The following is a 20,446-nucleotide window of genomic DNA, read 5'->3' on the forward strand; positions in this document are numbered from 1 at the left end:
CTTTGAAAATTAAACGATTTTTTGCCAAAGATATGCGATCAGCTCTGCTCCAAGTCAAAGAAGAACTTGGCGCTGAAGCTGTGATCATGTCTAACAAAAAAGTCGCTGGTGGGGTAGAAATTGTTGCGGCAATTGATGGCGAGCCAAACGGCACGGCACAGCGCAGCGTGAGTCCTAAACCATCACGAAATGAATACACACAAGTTTCTCCTCAAGTACAACCAAAAACGAAGCGTCAGTTAGATGATGATAGGGTGAGCTTACAATCGAACCCTGCTGCTGGTAATGGATCGTCTATGACTAAGCGTTTTGCGAATATGCTGAAACAGTATAGTGCCGGAGCGGATGACGAGAGTGAACATCGCGCTGAAAACGAAGATTCATTGTCCGCTCTGCTCAATCGTCAGAATAATGGGCGAGGGGAGTCCAATTCCGGTAGTCGATACCAGCAAGAATCGGGCTTGGCAAAATTAATTGCCGAAGATCGTCGTGTCGAAAGGCCAAAACCAAAACTCGATCCTACCCGCTACGATCGTCATCGCGAGCCTCAATCACCGCCCACATCAGAAAAAGATATGGAGTCGATGCGCGAGGAGATGACCTCAATACGTCGCCTGCTTGAACATCAAGTTTCTGGCCTTATGTGGCAAGAAGTTGAGCGTCGGGAACCACTCAGAGCTATGCTGATAAAAAGACTAGAGCGGATGGGTGTTTCTTCAGAGTTCGCCGATCAAATGGCATGCTACATCCCTGAAGACACGCCACCTGCCCGAGCTTGGAAAGCCTTGCTAGCATTAGTGTCAGACCAAATCTCCGTCACTAAGCAAGATATCTTGAAGCGTGGTGGCATCGTGGCTCTACTCGGCCCTACAGGAGTGGGGAAAACCACAACTGTAGCAAAACTTGCCGCAAGAGCTGCAATGGAGTACGGCGCTGACAACGTTGCATTGGTTACAACGGATACTTACCGTATCGGTGCTCATGAACAACTGTCGATTTATGGCAGAATTATGGGTTGTCCAGTAAGAGTTGCTAAAGATTCCAGTGAGTTAGCCGATGTAATATATCAGTTACGGAATCGACGTCTGATTTTGGTCGATACCGCAGGTATGGGTCAGCGTGATGTACGTCTATCAGAACAGTTAGACACACTGATGCAAGAGAGTGGCGAAGTCATACACAGTTACTTGGTGTTACCCGCGACCGCTCAGCGAAAAGTACTACAAGAAACAATCGAACACTTTAGACGTATCCCACTTTCGGGATGCATTTTGACCAAGCTTGATGAGTCATTAAGTTTGGGGGAATTTATTAGCGTAGTTGTTCAAAATGCGTTACCCATTGCGTATATTGCAAATGGACAACGCGTACCCGAAGACATCGTCATCGCTCAGCCTAAATACATGATAGCTAAAGCGAATGAGTTACTAGAGAAGTCGACAGAGAATGAACCACACTACTGGAACAGTGATTCGGAAGAATTCTAGGGCGGCGGATAAATATGACTGATAATATGATATATGATCAAGCAAGCGGCCTCCGTCGCTTAACCCAACCTTCATTGACTAAAGTGATTTCGGTTACTGGTGGCAAAGGCGGTGTAGGGAAATCAAACGTAACTCTCGGTTTGGCTATTTGTATGGCTAGACAGGGTAAAAAAGTGACCGTTTTAGATGCCGATTTAGGGCTCGCCAATGTCGATGTTATGCTAGGAATTAGAACTAAGCGTAACTTAGGGCATGTCCTAGCCGGAGAATGTGAGCTCAAAGATGCCATTGTTGAAGGGCCTCACGGGGTGAAAATTATCCCTGCGACTTCAGGCACTCAAAGCATGACAGAGCTTTCTCATGCGCAGCATGTCGGTTTAATCCGAGCGTTTGGTAGCTTAGAAGATGACATGGATGTGCTATTAATCGACACCGCAGCTGGCATCTCTGACATGGTCGTGAGCTTTTCTCGCGCAGCTCAGGATGTCGTGGTTGTGGTTTGTGATGAACCAACATCGATAACAGATGCATATGCTCTGATCAAATTACTTAGCCGTGAACACCAAGTGCAACGCTTTAAAGTTGTTGCAAATATGGTCAGAAGTTATCGAGAAGGGCGAGAATTATTTGCAAAATTGACATTGGTCACAGAGAGATTTCTAAATGTAAGCCTTGAACTTGTCGCATGTATTCCTTTAGATGATAAAGTACGACAAGCAGTTAAGAGACAAAAAATTGTGGTAGACGCATTTCCACGCTCTCCAGCAGCTCTTGCTATTAGTTCGCTAGCGAATAAAGCCTTAACATGGCCTATTCCTAAGACCCCTAGCGGCCATTTAGAGTTTTTTGTCGAACGGCTACTAAATCGCCCAGAAATTTCAGAGGAACCATTTGGTGAATAAGGCGCTTACTTACGACCAACATGCAAATCTAAGTAGCCCCCAGGCTTTTATAGAGAAATACTCGGTGTTGGTTAAACGTATCGCTCATCATCTGCTCGGTCGTTTGCCACCGAATGTATTGGTCGAAGACCTCATTCAAGCAGGCATGATTGGTCTGCTTGAAGCTCAGAAGAACTACGATGGATCCAAAGGCGCAAGTTTTGAAACTTACGCTGGTATTAGGATCCGCGGTGCTATGCTTGATGATATTCGCAAAGGGGATTGGGTTCCTCGTTCTGTTCATCGAAACAATCGAGAAATTACTCAAGCGATATCAGAATTAGAGGGGATACTAAATAGAGACCCATCTGATGCAGAAGTGGCAAAACATATGGGGTTATCCCTAGAGCAGTATCATAGTGCGCTAACCGATATAAACAGCTCAAGAATTGTAGGCATTGAAGATCTCGGTGTATCTGATGATGCTTTATCACCTAATGAAGATGATAAAGATAATGCACCATTTCAGGGGGTTGCAGATGAGAATTTTAGAGTCGCTCTAGTTGATTCGATCAAACAACTTCCTGAGCGTGAGGCATTAGTACTTTCGCTCTACTATGATGAAGAGTTAAACTTAAAAGAAATTGGTGAAGTTTTAGGTGTCAGCGAATCTCGTGTCAGCCAAATATTAAGCCAATCAATGCAGCGTTTACGTACTAAATTAAGTGCGTGGACACAAAACGACTAACAACACTGATTTCGAGTTCAGTGGAGGCAATTTTGAACAAAAACATGAAAATCCTCATTGTTGATGACTTTTCAACGATGCGCCGTATTGTAAAAAACCTACTAAGAGACCTAGGTTTTAATAACACACAAGAAGCTGATGATGGATTAACAGCATTGCCGATGCTCAAGAAAGGTGATTTTGACTTTGTTGTAACCGACTGGAATATGCCGGGAATGCAAGGTATTGATTTGCTGAAAAACATCCGTGCTGATGCTGAGCTTAAGCATTTGCCTGTATTGATGATTACGGCTGAAGCGAAACGTGAACAAATTATTGAAGCGGCTCAAGCTGGTGTAAACGGTTATATTGTTAAGCCATTTACCGCAGCAACGCTGAAAGAAAAACTCGACAAAATATTCGAACGCTTATAAGCCAGAATACGTAATGTCTGCACTTGGTTTTTGTCTATTTAGTGATCGCCAAATATAAAAAGAGCGACATTAGACTAAGTGACTTATTAATACGAACGTTGAGTTTATAAAGGCTAGGCCCGGATGATTTCATTAGAACAAGCGAAGCAACTCGTTCAGTTGCTTGAAAATGACGAGCAGCAAGAAGCGAACCTTCTTGTCAAAAATATCTATGAAGGCAGTGATAACTTAATGCTGCAACAAATAGGTTCACTGACTCGTGATCTTCATAGCTCATTAACTCAATTCAACCTTGATGAGAGAATGAGTGAAATTGCCAATGACGAAATTCCTGATGCAAGGGATCGCCTTCAATATGTCATTGATAAAACTGAAGTAGCTGCGAATAAAACAATGGATGCCGTTGATCGTTGCTTACCTATTGCAGATAATCTTCATGAATGTCTTGTTCAGGTAAGGCCGCAATGGAACGAATTGATGCATGGGCGAATAGAGTTAAGCGAGTTTAAAGCTCTATGTCACCGCATTGATTCTTTGCTCGTTCAAGTTGAAGGTGACAGTACTGAATTACGCGGGCAACTCACCGAGATCTTGATGGCACAAGACTTCCAAGATCTTACTGGGCAGATCATTCGCAGAGTGATTACGCTTGTTGCTGAAGTCGAAGGAAGACTTGTTGAAATATTGACGGTATTTGGTACGAGTCCAACAACAGAAGAACCTAATAAAGAGAAGAAATCATCAACAGAAGCTGAAGGGCCAATATTGAACCCTGAAGAGCGTGAAGATGCAGTCGCATCACAAGATGATGTTGATGATTTATTATCCAGTCTTGGATTTTAAGGGAAACGTATGAGCTACGAGTTAGACGAAGATATTCTTCAGGACTTTTTAGTAGAAGCCGGGGAAATAATTGAGCTCCTATCTGAGCAGTTAGTAGAGCTTGAAAATAATCCTGACGATAGAGATTTACTTAATGCAATCTTCCGTGGGTTCCACACTGTAAAAGGTGGAGCAGGCTTTTTGGCACTTTCAGAACTGGTTGACACCTGTCATGGTGCTGAGAATGTGTTTGATATTTTGCGTAACGGCCAAAGAAGCGTAACTGCTGGATTAATGGATACGATGCTTCGAGCATTGGATACCATCAACATTCAATTTAGTGCTGTTCAGGATCGCGAAAAACCTGAACCGGCAGATCAAGCTCTACTTGATGAGTTACACCGTTTATGCCGACCTGAATCTGAAGATGCTGCTCCTGCTGAAGCTGAAGTTGTTGAACCAGTAAAAGAGCCTGAAGTTGTTAAAGCTCCTGCTGAAAGTTCTACGATTTCTAGCTCCCTGGATGAAATCTCTCAAGATGAATTTGAAAAGTTACTTGATGAATTACATGGGAAAGGTACAGCACCAAGTGCGGCTACACCTTCTGCACCAGTCACTTCTTCGCCAATAGCTTCAGCTCCAGTTGCCTCGGCCCCAAGTTCGACCGCTTCAGTGTTAGCATCTGATGGTGATATTACTGACGATGAATTTGAAAAGTTACTAGATGAATTACATGGTGCTGGACAAAGTCCTTCTGCCGCGTCGGAAAGTGCAGCTCCTGTTACACCTCCGCCAGCGCCAACACCAGCTCCGGTGGCAACATCAAGCTTCAGTAATGCAGATGACTTAATGTCAGATGAAGAGTTTGAAAACCTTCTTGACCAACTGCACGGTTCAGGTAATGGCCCGACAGCTGAAGAATTGGAAGCGGCAACGAAGCCTGCGATTGAGAATGTTGCACCACAAGCGCCTGCAGCGGCTCCAGCTCCTAAGCCAGCAGAACCAAAAGTAGCAGCGCCAGCAAAATCGGCTCCTACGCCAGTAGCGAAAGAACAAGCAGCAAAAACTCCTGCCAAGGGAGGACAAAAGAAACCACAGGCTGAAGCGACCGTTCGTGTTGATACGTCAACATTAGACACCATTATGAATATGGTCGGTGAGTTAGTATTAGTCCGTAACCGTTTGGTGAGTTTAGGCTTAAATAGTAACGATGAAGAGATGGCTAAAGCTGTCTCGAATCTAGATGTTGTTACTGCTGACTTGCAAGGCGCAGTGATGAAAACGCGCATGCAGCCAATCAAGAAAGTATTTGGCCGTTTCCCTCGCGTGGTCCGTGACTTAGCAAGAAGCTTGAAGAAAGATATCGTGCTAGAAATGCGCGGTGAAGAGACGGATTTAGATAAAAACCTTGTGGAAGCTCTTGCCGATCCGCTTATTCACTTAGTGAGAAACTCTGTCGATCACGGTGTTGAAATGCCGGAAGACCGTGTGAAAGCCGGTAAGCCTCGAACAGGTAAAGTAATTTTATCAGCATCACAAGAAGGTGATCATATTGAACTTGCTATCGTTGATGATGGCGGTGGTATGGACCCAGATGTATTACGTGGTATCGCCGTTAAGCGCGGTATTATGGACGAAGATGCAGCGTCTCGTTTATCTGATAAAGAGTGTTTCAATCTGATTTTTGCTCCTGGTTTCTCAAGCAAAGAGAAAATTTCAGATATCTCTGGTCGCGGTGTTGGTATGGACGTTGTAAAAACAGCCATCAATACATTGAACGGTTCGATTGATATTGACTCAGAGAAAAACAAAGGGACTAAGATAACCATCAAAGTTCCTCTGACCTTAGCCATTCTTCCGACCTTGATGGTTGGTGTTGCAGGTCATCCATTTGCGTTGCCATTGGCTTCTGTAAATGAGATTTTCCACCTAGATTTAAGCAGAACTAACGTTGTTGATGGTCAGCTAACCATTATCGTTCGTGAAAAATCAATACCACTTTTCTATCTGCAAAACTGGCTTGCGCCTAAAGATGGAATGGCAGAGCTACGTAAAGGACATGGGCACGTTGTTATTGTCCAAATCGGTAGTCAGCGAGTTGGTTTTGTTGTTGATGCATTAATTGGCCAAGAAGAGGTTGTTATTAAACCCCTTGATAACCTTCTACAAGGTACGCCAGGTATGGCAGGTGCGACAATCACAAGTGATGGTCACATTGCACTGATTCTTGATGTGCCAGATTTGTTAAAGCAGTACGCAGCAGCATCACGAATTTAAGATAAGGAAAGGTATGGCGATTAAAGTACTAGTCGTTGATGATTCGAGTTTTTTTCGTCGTCGTGTAAGCGAGATCATCAATTCAGACACACGCCTAGAAGTTATAGATGTGGCTGTAAATGGTAAGGAAGCGGTCGAGAAGGCGAAGCGACTCAAGCCTGACGTGATAACGATGGATATCGAGATGCCGGTGATGGATGGCATTACTGCCGTCCGTCAAATCATGGCAGCTTGCCCAACACCGATTCTAATGTTCTCTTCGCTTACCCATGACGGGGCAAAAGCGACGTTAGATGCGTTAGATGCTGGTGCATTGGATTTCTTACCGAAAAAGTTTGAAGATATTGCGCGTAATCGAGACGACGCTGTTTCGCTATTACAGCAGCGTGTTATTGAGATTGCCGCGAAACGCGTGTTTATGCGTCGTCAAGCGGTGAGATCAACACCAGCTCCGGCTCCAACATCACCTGCAGCGGGACAAAGAACCACTCTTCAAGAGCGTTCTGCGCGTCCTGTTGCGTCTAGCGTAGCGAGCAAGTTTAGAGCGTCGGGTAAAAAATATCAGTTAACCGCAATCGGAACGTCTACTGGTGGACCGGTTGCGCTACAGAAAATATTAACGAAACTACCAGCACATTACCCACATCCAATCGTGCTAATTCAGCATATGCCAGCGACATTTACCGCGGCCTTTGCGAGCCGTCTTAACTCACTTTGCAAGATACAAGTAAAGGAAGCTGAAGATGGAGATATTTTGAAACCTGGCGTTGCTTATCTCGCTCCAGGTGGAAAGCAAATGATGATTGATGGACGTCCAGGTACGGCGAAACTGCGCATTATTGATGGCGGTGAACGCATGAACTACAAACCTTGTGTTGATGTAACATTTGGCTCTGCGGCGAAAATATATGGCGATAAAGTATTATCTATGGTCCTCACTGGAATGGGTGCTGATGGTCGTGAAGGCGCGCGGATGTTGAAATCTGCGGGTGCAACGATTTGGGCTCAAAATGAAGAGAGCTGTGTGGTATATGGAATGCCTCAGGCCGTCGCTAAAGCTGGTATATCAACAGAAGATCTACCTTTAGAACGAATTTCAGAACGTATGCTAGTGGAAGTTGGCCTAGCCTAGGAATTATATTAATGATTGTTTGGAGTGTAGCAAACCAAAAAGGTGGTGTTGGGAAAACAACCACAACCGTAACATTAGCGGGTCTGCTGAGTAAGCAAGGCCATCGAGTGTTACTTGTTGATACCGATCCTCACGCGTCTTTAACTACCTATCTTGGGTTTGACTCTGATGCGGTGCCTGCAAGTTTGTTTGAGCTGTTTCAACTTAAAGAGTTCACCAAGCAATCTGTTGAGCCTTTAATTTTAAAAACAGAAGTTGAAGGTATCGATATTATTCCCGCACATATGTCACTGGCAACGTTAGATCGTGTCATGGGCAACAGAGGTGGTATGGGACTCATTTTAAAACGAGCATTAGCTTCGATTGAAAATGAGTATGACTACGTACTGATAGATTGTCCTCCGATTTTGGGGGTAATGATGGTTAATGCGCTTGCTGCCAGCGATAGGATATTGATTCCTGTTCAAACTGAATTTTTAGCGATGAAAGGGCTAGAGCGCATGGTTCGAACCCTCGCAATTATGCAGAAGTCGCGTAATACACCATTTAAAGTTACCGTTGTGCCGACAATGTATGACAAACGGACTCGGGCATCTTTGCAGACACTGACACAGCTTAAGCAGGACTACCCTGATCAAGTTTGGAACTCGGCGGTACCCATTGATACTAAATTTAGAGATGCAAGTTTGAAGCGATTGCCAGCTTCGCATTTTGCTTCTGGTAGTCGTGGCGTTTTTGCTTATAAGCAGTTGTTGATTTTCCTTGAGAGGTTAACAATTGATGAGCAGTGATTACGTACTGTCGAGTGAGCAAGCTCTAGATGATTACTTTAGCGCGTTGTTGGGGGAAGATACAGAGGCTGAAGTCTCTCCCTCTTTGCCGATAACGGAACTCGATATTGAACCTGAACTGAAGACCCACCCGTTGAAGGATGAGGCTGAAAGTAGCCAGTCTCTTTCATACGCTGAGATTCAAACTGAAGATTTTGACGTACCAAACCTTGAAGATGTTCAGAAACTACTGAGTCAATTAGAGTCCACCGATATTGTTGGTGAGCTTGATATCGACAGTATTCTTGAACAAAACACAGTCGAGATCGCAACGCTTCAAGATGATATTCTGATTCAAAATAACAATATCAAACTAGACCTTGAGCCAAGTGTTGAAGTTGTTGATGAGATTCAAAGCTGGGACATTCCAGAAGAGCCTAACGTTGATGTTTCAGTTCAAGATGAGACAGTTGAAAACGTTGGAAAATCAGATGAAAGCTTAGATACAGGCTTAGATACAAGCCCCATTATTGAGGCTGCTCAACCTGAAGTTGATACATCGGACAGTGCAGATGTGGCGACCGAAAGTGAGTTAGAAACCCAGGCTGGTGGACATCAATTAGATAACTGGCAAACCACAAGCAGAACAGAAGACTTTCAAGTACTATACTTTGACGTTAATGGTGTGACGTTTGCTGTGCCTCTTGATGAACTAGGTGGTATTCACCAGATAACGGAACTTAGCCATATCATTGGTAAACCAAGTTGGTATTTAGGTTTACAAATGAATAAAGAGCACCAGTTAGACGTCGTTGACAGTGCTAAATGGGTGATGGCTGAAAAATTAGCCAATGACGATTATAAAGATAACTATCAATATATCGTGATGTTGGGTGAAAGTTCGTGGGGGCTGGCAAGTACAGAACTCATGGGAACCGAATTGTTAAATACTGACAAAGTGCGGTGGCGTGAACAGGCAGGAAAACGCCCTTGGCTTGCCGGTATGGTAAAAGAAAAAATGTGTGCCTTGATCCATGTTGAGGCAATGGTAGCTATGCTAAATGCAGGGCTAGATGTAAAAGCATTAGATTGATAAAAATTTTAGTCGGGAACGACATTAAGAGGATTGACTATGTCTCAAGCTAACGAAGTTGAAGTAAGAAAAGAACAAGGTAATGACGAAGTTCTTCAGTGGGTGACGTTCCAATTAGAACAAGAAACATACGGTATTAATGTAATGCAAGTTCGTGAAGTATTGCGTTATACCGAAATTGCTCCAGTACCGGGTGCTCCAGATTACGTTTTAGGTATCATTAATCTTCGTGGTAATGTGGTTACTGTTATTGATACGCGCTCTCGCTTTGGTCTGATGCAAGGTGAAACGACGGACAATACCCGTATTATTGTTATTGAATCTGAGCGTCAAGTGATTGGTATCTTAGTTGATAGCGTTGCTGAAGTGGTTTACCTACGTTCTTCAGAAATTGATACCACACCAAGTGTTGGTACGGATGAAAGTGCTAAGTTCATTCAAGGTGTAAGCAACCGTGACGGTAAACTTCTTATCTTGGTTGATCTAGATAAGCTGCTTACCGATGAAGAATGGGATGACATGGCTCACCTATAATGACTGATGTTTTGTCACAAAATATCCCCTTCCTGATTGGTGGGGGTGTTTTAATTGCTCTTCTGTTTGTGCTTGCCTTGTTTCGAACAAAACAAGCATCACAAAAGCTTTTTGACGCATCTCGCTTGCAAACACGGCACCTTGAGAAAGAGCTTCAAAAAGCCAATAAGCAGTTGCTAGAAGTGAGATCTGTAGTGGTTGGTCTTGGTCAACGAGTGACTGAGCAGCAGGATATTATCAAGCATCTAAATGAGCGAGTAGTGGAGCTTGAACACGTTGATACTGATGGCCGTTTGTATACGAGAGCCAGTAAAATGGTTCAGTTAGGCGCGAGTGTCAATGAGTTGATTGAAGAGTGCGAAATCCCTAAAGCAGAAGCTGAGCTTATGATGTCTCTACAAAATAAGCTTACAGGAAAAGAGAAATTGCCACCATTGAGAGGGACCCCTCGCTCTACTGGTGAACATCGAGCATCGCCTCAATCGCCTAAAAATGTTCGGCGGTAAACGGTGTACAAAACAGAAGAAGAAAAAAGAAGCCTCGGCTTCTTTTTTTGTTTTTAGGAATAAAATGCAAAATAGAGGGATGGAAATTTAGCCATATCCAATATTAATTGTGAAATTGTGATAGAACATTAACAGTTTCTTACGTAGTTTCGTGATTCGTAAAGGTCTACTCCTGTTTTGTATTCGGCTTGCTGTGTTAAGATAACTGTTATGTTTTTGTGCCGAAAAAATTTATGCTCGAAGTATCTAATTTAACTGCAATTCGCGATGAGAGAGTTTTGTTTGAATCTCTTTCCTTTAATATTCAACCGGGTGAACTTGTTCAAGTTGAAGGTAGAAATGGCACGGGTAAAACAACACTTTTACGCATTATTTCTGGCTTAGGCGAGAGAGACGAAGGTACGATTTCGTGGAAAGGTGAACAAATTGAATCTAGCCGCGATACCTACCATCAAGACTTGCTCTTTTTAGGCCATCAAACAGGAGTGAAGCGCGAACTCACCGCATTTGAGAACCTGAATTTTTACCAATCTATTCATGGTAATAACACCTCTAGAGAAGACATTTTCCAAGCGCTCACTCAAGTTGGGCTTGCTGGTAGAGAGGATGTACCCGTCGGACAGCTTTCCGCTGGTCAACAGCGACGAGTCGCGCTGGCTCGTCTATGGTTGAGTGAACAGATTTTATGGATCCTTGATGAGCCTTTAACGGCAATTGATAAGCAAGGGGTGAAAGTGTTAGAAGCGCTTTTTCTAAAGCATGCGCAAAGTGGGGGCATAGTATTGCTCACGACCCACCAAGACATGTTTGCTGATAATCCGATACTTCGAAAAATTAAGTTGGGTGGTTAACATGATCTCAGCGATGAGCACGATTGTACGCCGCGAATTGCTAATTGCATTTCGCAGGCAAGCTGACATTTTTAACCCTCTGTGGTTTTTTATTATTGTTATTACTTTATTCCCGCTGAGTATTGGGCCGGAGCCTAATTTATTAGCGCGAATTGCGGCAGGTATTGTCTGGGTAGCGGCGCTGCTATCTGCTTTATTATCATTAGAACGACTATTCCGTGATGATTTTCAAGACGGCTCTTTAGAGCAGATGATGCTAATGCCCATCCCATTACAATTAGTTGTGATGTCAAAAGTCATCGCGCATTGGTTGTTAACGGGGTTGCCTCTTATCTTAATCAGTCCGTTACTGGCGGTGTTGTTATCGCTTGATTTCGATACTTGGTTAGCGGTCGTTCTAACCCTCTTTGTCGGAACACCTACGTTAAGTTTTATCGGTGCAATTGGTGTCGCTTTGACTGTCGGGCTGCAAAAAGGTGGCGTGCTGCTGAGCCTATTGATTTTACCTCTGTATATTCCAATCCTAATTTTTGCTACCTCAGCAATTGATGCGGCATCTTTAGGGGTGGCTTATAATGGACAACTTGCCGTTTTAGGTGCCATGTTTATGGGAGCAATGACGCTGACACCATTTGCGATTAGTGCGGCATTAAGAGTCAGTGTGAACTAATTGATTTTCGACAGCTCTAATTGAGTTAATTATAAATATAATAATCAACAACGCGTAAAAGCATTGTTAGCAATTTGAAGTAAAAGTGAGAGTGAACATGTGGAAATGGCTCCATCCCTATGCCAAACCGGAAACCGCTTATCGCCTAAGCGGCACACTTCTTCCGTGGTTTTCTGTATTAGCTTTATTGTGTTTGTTTAGCGGTAGTGTTTGGGGGTTAGCATTCGCTCCTTCAGACTATCAACAAGGCGATAGCTTCAGAATTATCTATATTCATGTGCCAGCGGCTATTTGGTCTATGGGCGCTTATATGTCTATGGCAATCGCAGCATTTATTGGTCTTGTTTGGCAAGTTAGATTGTCGAATATGGCAGCAGCGGCCATGGCTCCAATCGGTGCTGTTTTTACCTTCATCGCTTTGTTGACTGGAGCGGTATGGGGTAAGCCTATGTGGGGCGCTTGGTGGGTTTGGGATGCTCGTTTAACATCTGAGCTTATTCTTCTATTCTTATATTTAGGTGTAATTGCGCTTTATCACGCATTTGACGATCAGAAAACGGCGGCTAAAGCGGCAGGTATTTTGGCTATTGTTGGTGTGATTAATCTACCTATTATTCACTTCTCAGTTGAGTGGTGGAATACCCTTCATCAAGGTGCCTCAATTACTAAATTCGATAAACCATCTATCTCTTCAGATATGCTATGGCCACTATTATTGAATATATTTGGTTTTGCATTTTTCTTTGGAGCGGTGACAATGCTGCGCTTTAGAAATGAAATCATCAGTAAAGAAAGCCATCGTCCTTGGGTACAACAATTAGCATTAGATAACGCTAAGAGAGGTAACTAACATGCATTTTGAATCATTCAGCGCGATGTTGAACATGGGCGGCTATGCGGCTTACGTATGGAGTGCTTTCGGGATTACCTTCTTATCAATGTTTATTTTGCTTATCTCAAGCATTAAGCGTGGTAAAACCTTACTTCGCGATGTACAAGCTAAAATCGATCGTCAAGCTCGAATCGATGCTGCAAAAAATATGGAGAACACACTATGACCCCAAGACGCAAAAAGAGACTTGGTATTATTCTCGCTCTTTTCATTGGTATTGGTGCCACAGTAGGTTTAATGCTATATGCACTGAATCAAAACATGGATCTGTTCTACACGCCAACGGAATTGGTCAATGGCAAAGATGATGGGACGAAACCAGAAGTCGGCCAAAGACTTCGTATCGGTGGTATGGTCGTGGTTGGGTCAGTGAAGCGTGATGTTGAATCTTTACAAGTAAGCTTCGATCTTGCGGATGTTGGTCCAAAAGTGACGATTGTTTACGATGGTATTCTTCCAGACCTTTTCCGTGAAGGCCAAGGTATTGTTGCTCAAGGGGTTCTACTTGACGCAACAACAATTGAAGCATTTGAAGTGCTTGCTAAGCATGATGAAGAGTACATGCCGCCTGAAGTGGCTGAAGCAATGAAGAAAACCCATGAGCCATTAACGTACACAGACGAACAAACTCAAGGAAGTAATCAATGATTGCTGAAATTGGTCACTTTGCTTTAATCCTATCGTTAGGGTTGGCAGTGTTACTCAGTCTGCTTCCACTGGTGGGAGCATCGAGAAATAACACCACATTGATGAATACTGCGAGACCTTTGTCTTGGGGTATGTTCATCATGCTTTGCCTATCATTTTTTATTCTATGTTGGGCTTTTTACAAAAACGATTTTACGCTGCAATATGTGGCGAGTAACTCGAATAGCTTACTTCCTTGGTACTACCGCATTACCGCTGTTTGGGGTGCGCATGAAGGCTCTTTGCTTTTATGGGTTCTCATTCAAGCAGGATGGACGGTTGCAGTAGCGACATTTAGCCGAGGCATGCCGCAAGAGTCCGTTGCGCGGGTACTCGCGGTTATGGGGATGATTTCCGTTGGTTTCTTACTGTTTATCATCGTCACTTCGAACCCATTCCTGAGAACACTGCCATTCTTCCCAATTGATGGTCGAGATCTAAACCCACTATTACAAGACCCAGGTTTGATCATCCACCCACCAATGCTATATATGGGTTATGTTGGTTTCTCAGTGGCGTTCTCATTTGCTATCGCTTCTTTGATGACTGGTCGTTTAGATACAGCTTGGGCACGTTGGTCTCGTCCTTGGACTATCGCTGCGTGGTCATTTTTAACGGTTGGTATCGCGCTAGGTTCATGGTGGGCTTATTACGAACTTGGTTGGGGCGGCTGGTGGTTCTGGGATCCAGTAGAAAATGCTTCGTTTATGCCGTGGTTAGCGGGTACAGCATTAATGCACTCTCTTGCTGTAACAGAAAAGCGTGGCACATTTAAAGCTTGGACAGTGCTACTCGCTATTTCAGCGTTCTCTTTAAGCTTATTAGGTACCTTCCTTGTTCGTTCGGGGATTTTAGTCTCTGTTCATGCGTTTGCCTCAGATCCGGCTCGTGGCATGTTCATTCTCGGCTTCTTAGTCTTTGTGATTGGCGGTTCATTACTGCTGTTTGCAGTGAAAGGTGCATCGGTACGAGTTCGCGGCAACTTCAGTCTTATTTCACGCGAAAACGCATTGCTTTCAAATAACATTTTATTGATTGCAGCTTTGGTTGTGGTACTGGTTGGGACACTGCTTCCGCTAGTGCACAAACAGATTGGCTTAGGCTCAGTTTCAATCGGTGCTCCATTCTTTAACATGTTGTTTAGCTGGTTAATGATTCCTTTCTCGTTCCTCTTAGGTATTGGTCCTTTGGTTCGTTGGAAGCGTGACAATATGTCAGCACTGATCAAACCAATGTTGATCTCTGGTGTTGGGTCATTCACTTTAGCCGCAGCTATGGTTTGGCTATTGGCAGACCGATTCACTGGAATGGCCTACATGGGCTGGGTTATGGCGTTATGGATTGTGTTCATGCACAGCTTTGAGCTGTATGAACGTGCAACTCACCGTCACGATTTTTTCACAGGGTTAAGAAAACTTCAGCGCAGTCACTGGGCGATGATGTTCGCACATATTGGTTTGGCTGTTACTGTGATTGGTATCGCAATGGTGCAGAACTACAGCATTGAACGTGATGTTCGTCTTGCGCCAGGTGAGCACTTCCAAATAGAAGATTACAATTTCTACTTCTCCGGCGTACGAGATGAAGATGGACCAAACTATGATGGTTACATCGCTGATTTTGAAATCACGCAACAAGGTAAGTACGTTAATACGCTACACGCTGAAAAACGTTTCTACACAACGACTCGTTCAATGATGACAGAAGCTGCTATCGACAGCGGTTTCACTCGTGATTTATACATTGCAATGGGTGAGAGACTGGATGATAACCGCTCATGGGCTGTTCGAATTTACTATAAACCCTTTATTCGTTGGATCTGGGCTGGTTCAATATTGATGGCACTAGGTGGTTTAATCGCAATTAGTGATAGACGCTACCGCTTCCGTAAATCGTCATCATCAAAAACAACCAGCAGTGAACAAGAGAAGGTCGCGTAGATGAACAAGAAAATATTATTTGTCCCACTGGTTATGTTTATGGTTCTAGCGGCGGTTTTTGCATCGCAGCTTGTTCGAAACTCTTCAGGTGATGACCCGACCAAATTGGAATCGGTATTGATTGGTAAACAAGTTCCAGAGTTTCGTTTAGAAGACTTAGCTCAACCAGGAAAGTTGCATGATCAAGCTATTTTCAAGGGCGAACCCTTGCTGTTGAATGTTTGGGCTACCTGGTGTCCGACATGTTATGCCGAGCATCAATACCTTAATGAATTGTCGTCAGATGGTGTGAAAATCATTGGTCTTAACTATAAAGATCAGCGTGATAAAGCGGTGCAGTGGTTAACTGAATTAGGCAACCCATACCTGATTAGCCTGTTTGATGGTGATGGTATGTTAGGGTTAGATCTTGGCGTGTATGGCGCACCTGAAACTTTTTTAATTGATGCAAATGGCGTAGTTCGCTATCGCCATGTTGGTGATGTTAATCCAGCTAACTGGAAAGAGACATTGCAACCAATGTACCAAGCTCTTCTGGAGGAGGCGAAATGATGAAACGTATCTTCGTTGCTTTTATGACGAGCATGCTTCTGTCAATTTCAGCTTATGCCACAATTGAAGTTCATGAGTTTGATAACTTTGAACAAGAGCAGCAATTCAAAGAGCTAAGTAACACGTTGCGTTGCCCTAAGTGTCAAAATAATACGATTGGTGACTCTAACGCAGAATTAGCACAAGATCTTCGCCAAAAAGTATATGAAATGACGAAAGCAGGAAAGTCGGAGCAGGAGATCATTGACTATATGATCGCTCGCTATGGCAATTTCGTTACTTATAACCCGCCGTTGACTCTAGCAACATCGGTGTTATGGGGTGGACCACTGTTTGTCATCGTTCTAGGTTTTGCTCTGATTGTGGTACGCAGCCGCAAATCTAAAGTGGTAAAAACGGCAGAATCTAAAGAGTGGGATGAAGAGAAAGAAGCACGTTTGAAATCGTTGCTTAATGAAGAAAAAGACGGAGATAAACAGTAATGACGTTATTTTGGATATCGAGTCTAGTTCTTACTCTTATTAGTTGCCTCTTTATTGCGATGCCTTTCATTAAAAAAAGGGCAAATAATGATGAAGCACTACGCGATGAATTAAACAAAGCTCTCTACAAAGATCGTTTATCTGAACTTGAAGAAGAAGCCGATGAAGGGCTTGTGGATGATCAACAAGATCTGATTTCAGACCTGAAGCAGTCGCTTTTGGATGACATCCCTACGGAGCAAAAAAACAGTCGTGGTAGCGAAATACCGGCGGCCGTTATTTTACTACCATCGTTTTTATTGGTGATTGCACTCTCTTATGCCATGTATATGAAGTTTGGTGCGATAGATAAAGTGCAGCAATGGCAAGACGTTTCAGCCAATTTACCGGCATTAACGAAGAAATTGATGTCTCCAGAAGGCGATGCATTAACTGATGATGAGATGCAAGACCTGACGTTAGCACTTCGTACTCGCTTACATTATCAACCTGAAGATTCCACAGGGTGGTTGCTACTTGGGCGAATTGGGTTAGCGAACCGTGATGTTGAAACTGCCATTAACTCTATGCGCAAGGCGTATAGATTCGAACCAGAGAATGAAGATGTTAAATTGGGTTATGCTCAAGCTCTGATGTTGTCTCAAGATGACGCTGATCAAGACAAAGCGCGTCGATTGCTCGGTAGCCTCGTTCAGGAAGACTATGTCGATTTGCGAGTCTTTTCTCTACTTGGTTTTGATGCTTTTGAGCGTCAGGATTATCCGGCTGCGGTTAAATACTGGAGTATTATGCAGCAAATGATTGGCCCTGATGATAGCCGTTATACTATGTTGGCTCGTAGTATTGAGAATGCTAAGAAGAAAATGGGCGTTGAAGCAACTCCAAGTGGTAAAAATGTCGCGGTTACTATCTCATTAGGTGCTCAAGTTAATCCATCAAGTAACGCCGTTTTGGTCGTTTCAGTGCATAGTGCTGATGGCGCGCCAATGCCAATTGCTGCTGCTCGATATCCTTTAGGTTCATTCCCAAGAACGATCGTATTGGATGACGGCAATAGTATGATGCAAGGTCGTAAACTATCGGATCTAGAGAGCTTAATTGTTCGAGCTAGACTGGATAGTGACGGAAATGTTTCAACGCGAGATGGTGATTGGTATGGTGAAAGCTCAGTCGTTTCTCTTGGTGAACCTGCGTCGTTGAAGATTGAGCAGCAATACTGATGTAGTTAAACGGTTGATTACATATTAAATATACTTATTTCTATGGTATTGAATATCAGTATAATAAGTATATTGCTACTTAGGCCAGCATCGCTGGCCTTATTTATGGAAGATAAAATGCTAACACGCGGATTACAATTACATTTAAGTCTGTTTTTAGCTTTGATGACGGTGGGTTGTTCTAGCGCACCGGAAAAGCAAGTCATTGATGAAAGTAATGCTGTGAATGGAACTGACTCTACAGCTAATATCGATGAAACACACCCTAACGATCCCTTTGAAAGCTTTAACCGAGCAATGTGGGATATCAACTACGACTACCTTGACCCCTATTTAGTGCGTCCTGTATCTGTCGCCTATGTTGAATATGTTCCGCACCCAATACGCTTAGGTATTATTAACGTGCTTGCCAATTTAGATGAACCTTCTAGCATGGTGAATAACCTCGTAATGGGTAATGGAGAACAAGCGGTCAATCACTTTAACCGTTTTTGGATTAACACTACGTTTGGTTTAGTGGGCTTAATTGATATTGCATCAGAAGCAGGAATACCTAAAAACGATGATAAAGCGTTCAGTGATGCGCTTGGTCATTATGGTGTCGGCAACGGCCCGTATTTGATGCTCCCTGGTTACGGACCTTATACGGTTCGAGAAGTCACCGATACCGTTGATGGAATGTATGTGCCGCTTAGTTATTTGAATGTTTGGGCTGGGCTAGGTAAGTGGGCGTTAGAGGGGATGGAAAAACGAGTGCAGTTGATTCCTCAAGAGGGACAGCTAAAAACGTCGCCAGATCCATATGCATTGTCTCGAGAGGTGTTCTTGCAACGCCAAGATTTTAAAGCCGAGATTAACACCACAACTGAAATTGATGAAGATGAAGAAGCTTATCTTGATGAATATCTAGATGAAGAATTTTAACGGTTCTTGTTATTGTCGATAAAAGAAAGGCTTGGTATGAAACCAAGCCTTTTTTGTACGAAGAAGCTTTTTGCTAAGAAACTCTTTATTCAGAAGCTTTTTATTAAGAAACCTTTTATTCAGAAATTCTTTATTCAAAAACTTTTGATTCAGAAACGGAATTAGAAAACGTAGTTAGCTTGAACACCGATCAACCAAACATTACCTGTTACTTCGCCTTCAAAGTTGCCACCAAACATAGATGATTTAGCATCATCTTCGTGCATTTTCGCATCTTTTGCGAAAATATAGGTGTAACCAGCATCTAAAGACAGTTGGCTAGACCATTGGTAGCTTGCACCAACGCTCAACCAAGTACGGTCGGTTTCTGGAATAGTCGCGGTACGGTCGGCTTCGTCTACTGCTGAAGTATCGTAAGCTACGCCTGTACGTAACGCTAATTTTGGTGTTGCTTGATAAGTTGAACCAATGGCAAAGCGATAGTTGTCTTTCCAGTTCTCTTTTTTGATATCTTGTGTTGGCTGAGGTAGCTCAGGAATGTGTGCTACCAATTCTTTAAAGCTGCTCCAATCAGTCCAGTTGATACTAGCATGGACAGCTGTTTTGTCTGTTAATTGATGAAAACTTGCAAGTTCAGCGGTTGCAGGAAGTGCTAGCTCCATTGAGCCCGCATATTTTGCTTTAACATTTGGAGCTGCAATAAGGTCAAACCCTGCACCATTAGCATGGCCTTCAAGCGTTAGTGCTACTTCAGACTTATAAGCAAAACCAATTCGATGAGCGTCATTGATTTGCCAAGCGGTACCCACTTGCCAGCCCCATGCTTTATCATCCCCTTCCATGTACTTTAGAGTGGTGCCTGCTAGTGCCCCCGTTTGTGGTGGAGCTACTGCACCAAAACTGCCTTCTGCGATCACATAGCGTACACCGCCACCAACACTTACTTGTTCATTTAATTGGTAAGCAACGTTGAGGTTTAGTTCTTTACTGATCACGCTTGCTTCGTTGCCGTGGTTAGCACCAGCAAAGTCAGTACCAAGATCCGTTTCCATGCCGTAGTTTGTGCTTAGTGCAACACCAACGGCAAATTGGTCATTATATTTGTGGGAAATATAAAGGTTCGGGATTATCGCATCGTGAGCAAAGTCGTGTGATTCAGCTTTAATGCTGCCAGCACTTGTGCCGTCAACGTCAATATTTGGGTTTACATAAATAGCACCAGTTGAGATCTGTGTCCCTTCTAAATAAGTCAACATTGCAGGGTTGCGCCATTGTGCACTTGCATTGTCGGCCATTGCCGCTTCACCAGCATAAGCACGGCCAAGACCGGTTGCTGAATATTCAGCAAGCTGAAAACCTGCCGCGTTAGTGGCGCTTGATACAGATGCGAGGCTAAAAGCGACCGCTAAAGATAGAAGAGTTTTATTTGATTTCATTATAATGTTCGCTGAACTGATAAAATTTAGTAGCGTGATTCTAATGTTAGAGTGATTACTTTAAAAATGTAATTCGATGAAAAGCATGTTTTGAGGATAAATGGCTAGATTTAATTTTTATATAGATGT

22 protein-coding genes are annotated in these 20,446 nt (G+C 43.4%); 21 read left to right on the forward strand and 1 reads right to left on the reverse strand.

All coding sequences use genetic code 11. The features are described 5' to 3' along the window. Positions 1 to 2: 2 nt before the first annotated feature. The 21 genes from flhF to F0249_RS13985 all read left to right on the forward strand — a co-directional run bounded on the left by flhF (position 3) and on the right by F0249_RS13985 (position 18,881). Positions 3 to 1,487, forward strand: a complete 1,485-nt coding sequence (gene flhF, locus F0249_RS13885; RefSeq protein ID WP_113796792.1) for a flagellar biosynthesis protein FlhF — start codon at positions 3 to 5, stop codon at positions 1,485 to 1,487. Positions 1,488 to 1,501: 14 nt separating this feature from the next. Then, entirely contained in the window at positions 1,502 to 2,389 is an 888-nt protein-coding gene (locus tag F0249_RS13890) for a MinD/ParA family protein (RefSeq protein WP_017052489.1), read from the forward strand. Then, positions 2,382 to 3,116 carry an RNA polymerase sigma factor FliA gene (locus tag F0249_RS13895; protein WP_017052488.1) on the forward strand — a complete coding sequence of 245 codons (735 nt, stop codon included), beginning with the start codon at positions 2,382 to 2,384 and terminating at the stop codon, positions 3,114 to 3,116. Before F0249_RS13890 ends, F0249_RS13895 begins: the two co-directional genes overlap by 8 nt. A 44-nt stretch (positions 3,117 to 3,160) precedes the next feature. Next, a complete protein-coding gene (gene cheY / locus F0249_RS13900; protein ID WP_017052487.1) occupies positions 3,161 to 3,529 on the forward strand; it encodes a chemotaxis response regulator CheY in 369 nt (122 codons plus the stop codon). 123 nt (positions 3,530 to 3,652) lie between these two features. Then, positions 3,653 to 4,372, forward strand: a complete 720-nt coding sequence (locus F0249_RS13905; RefSeq protein WP_017052486.1) for a protein phosphatase CheZ — start codon at positions 3,653 to 3,655, stop codon at positions 4,370 to 4,372. Positions 4,373 to 4,381: 9 nt separating this feature from the next. Further along, entirely contained in the window at positions 4,382 to 6,628 is a 2,247-nt protein-coding gene (locus tag F0249_RS13910; RefSeq protein WP_171757018.1) for a chemotaxis protein CheA, read from the forward strand. 13 nt (positions 6,629 to 6,641) lie between these two features. Next, positions 6,642 to 7,760: a chemotaxis response regulator protein-glutamate methylesterase gene (locus F0249_RS13915; protein ID WP_171757019.1), complete on the forward strand. Its 1,119-nt coding sequence runs from the start codon at positions 6,642 to 6,644 to the stop codon at positions 7,758 to 7,760. Positions 7,761 to 7,771: 11 nt separating this feature from the next. Continuing rightward, positions 7,772 to 8,551, forward strand: coding sequence for a ParA family protein (locus F0249_RS13920; RefSeq protein ID WP_017052483.1), 780 nt, complete (start codon positions 7,772 to 7,774; stop codon positions 8,549 to 8,551). Beyond that, positions 8,541 to 9,623 (forward strand): chemotaxis protein CheW, encoded by a 1,083-nt coding sequence (locus F0249_RS13925; protein WP_171757020.1) that lies wholly within the window; start codon positions 8,541 to 8,543, stop codon positions 9,621 to 9,623. Before F0249_RS13920 ends, F0249_RS13925 begins: the two co-directional genes overlap by 11 nt. Before the next feature lie 39 nt (positions 9,624 to 9,662). After that, positions 9,663 to 10,157, forward strand: a complete 495-nt coding sequence (locus F0249_RS13930; RefSeq protein ID WP_017052481.1) for a chemotaxis protein CheW — start codon at positions 9,663 to 9,665, stop codon at positions 10,155 to 10,157. Next, on the forward strand, positions 10,157 to 10,663 hold the full coding sequence (locus F0249_RS13935; protein WP_017052480.1) for a DUF2802 domain-containing protein: 507 nt from the start codon (positions 10,157 to 10,159) through the stop codon (positions 10,661 to 10,663). The genes F0249_RS13930 and F0249_RS13935 overlap by 1 nt, the downstream gene beginning before the upstream one ends. 233 nt (positions 10,664 to 10,896) lie before the next feature. Continuing rightward, entirely contained in the window at positions 10,897 to 11,514 is a 618-nt protein-coding gene (gene ccmA, locus F0249_RS13940; RefSeq protein WP_017052479.1) for a cytochrome c biogenesis heme-transporting ATPase CcmA, read from the forward strand. A gap of 1 nt (position 11,515) precedes the next feature. Further along, on the forward strand, positions 11,516 to 12,184 hold the full coding sequence (gene ccmB, locus F0249_RS13945; protein ID WP_017052478.1) for a heme exporter protein CcmB: 669 nt from the start codon (positions 11,516 to 11,518) through the stop codon (positions 12,182 to 12,184). 97 nt (positions 12,185 to 12,281) lie between these two features. Beyond that, positions 12,282 to 13,034, forward strand: coding sequence for a heme ABC transporter permease (locus tag F0249_RS13950; RefSeq protein ID WP_171757021.1), 753 nt, complete (start codon positions 12,282 to 12,284; stop codon positions 13,032 to 13,034). A 1-nt stretch (position 13,035) separates the two neighbouring features. Next, positions 13,036 to 13,242: a heme exporter protein CcmD gene (gene ccmD, locus F0249_RS13955; RefSeq protein ID WP_017052476.1), complete on the forward strand. Its 207-nt coding sequence runs from the start codon at positions 13,036 to 13,038 to the stop codon at positions 13,240 to 13,242. Next, on the forward strand, positions 13,239 to 13,724 hold the full coding sequence (gene ccmE / locus F0249_RS13960) for a cytochrome c maturation protein CcmE (RefSeq protein WP_113796798.1): 486 nt from the start codon (positions 13,239 to 13,241) through the stop codon (positions 13,722 to 13,724). The genes ccmD and ccmE overlap by 4 nt, the downstream gene beginning before the upstream one ends. After that, the gene (locus tag F0249_RS13965) at positions 13,721 to 15,703 is read left to right on the forward strand and encodes a heme lyase CcmF/NrfE family subunit (protein WP_017052474.1); all 1,983 of its coding nucleotides are present in this window, start codon (positions 13,721 to 13,723) and stop codon (positions 15,701 to 15,703) included. Before ccmE ends, F0249_RS13965 begins: the two co-directional genes overlap by 4 nt. Next, positions 15,704 to 16,255, forward strand: coding sequence for a DsbE family thiol:disulfide interchange protein (locus F0249_RS13970; RefSeq protein ID WP_113796801.1), 552 nt, complete (start codon positions 15,704 to 15,706; stop codon positions 16,253 to 16,255). Continuing rightward, positions 16,252 to 16,737 (forward strand): cytochrome c-type biogenesis protein, encoded by a 486-nt coding sequence (locus tag F0249_RS13975; RefSeq protein ID WP_017052472.1) that lies wholly within the window; start codon positions 16,252 to 16,254, stop codon positions 16,735 to 16,737. The genes F0249_RS13970 and F0249_RS13975 overlap by 4 nt, the downstream gene beginning before the upstream one ends. Further along, positions 16,737 to 17,957, forward strand: a complete 1,221-nt coding sequence (gene ccmI, locus F0249_RS13980) for a c-type cytochrome biogenesis protein CcmI (RefSeq protein ID WP_171757022.1) — start codon at positions 16,737 to 16,739, stop codon at positions 17,955 to 17,957. Before F0249_RS13975 ends, ccmI begins: the two co-directional genes overlap by 1 nt. A 105-nt stretch (positions 17,958 to 18,062) precedes the next feature. Next, entirely contained in the window at positions 18,063 to 18,881 is an 819-nt protein-coding gene (locus F0249_RS13985; RefSeq protein WP_253825326.1) for a VacJ family lipoprotein, read from the forward strand. 161 nt (positions 18,882 to 19,042) lie between these two features. Here F0249_RS13985 and F0249_RS13990 read toward each other — a convergent pair whose 3' ends face one another. After that, positions 19,043 to 20,317: an outer membrane protein transport protein gene (locus F0249_RS13990; RefSeq protein WP_171757023.1), complete on the reverse strand. Its 1,275-nt coding sequence runs from the start codon at positions 20,315 to 20,317 to the stop codon at positions 19,043 to 19,045. Between the last annotated feature and the right edge of the window lie 129 nt (positions 20,318 to 20,446).

This window comes from Vibrio sp. 03-59-1, assembly GCF_013114135.1.
Classification (GTDB): Bacteria; Pseudomonadota; Gammaproteobacteria; order Enterobacterales; family Vibrionaceae; genus Vibrio; species Vibrio cortegadensis.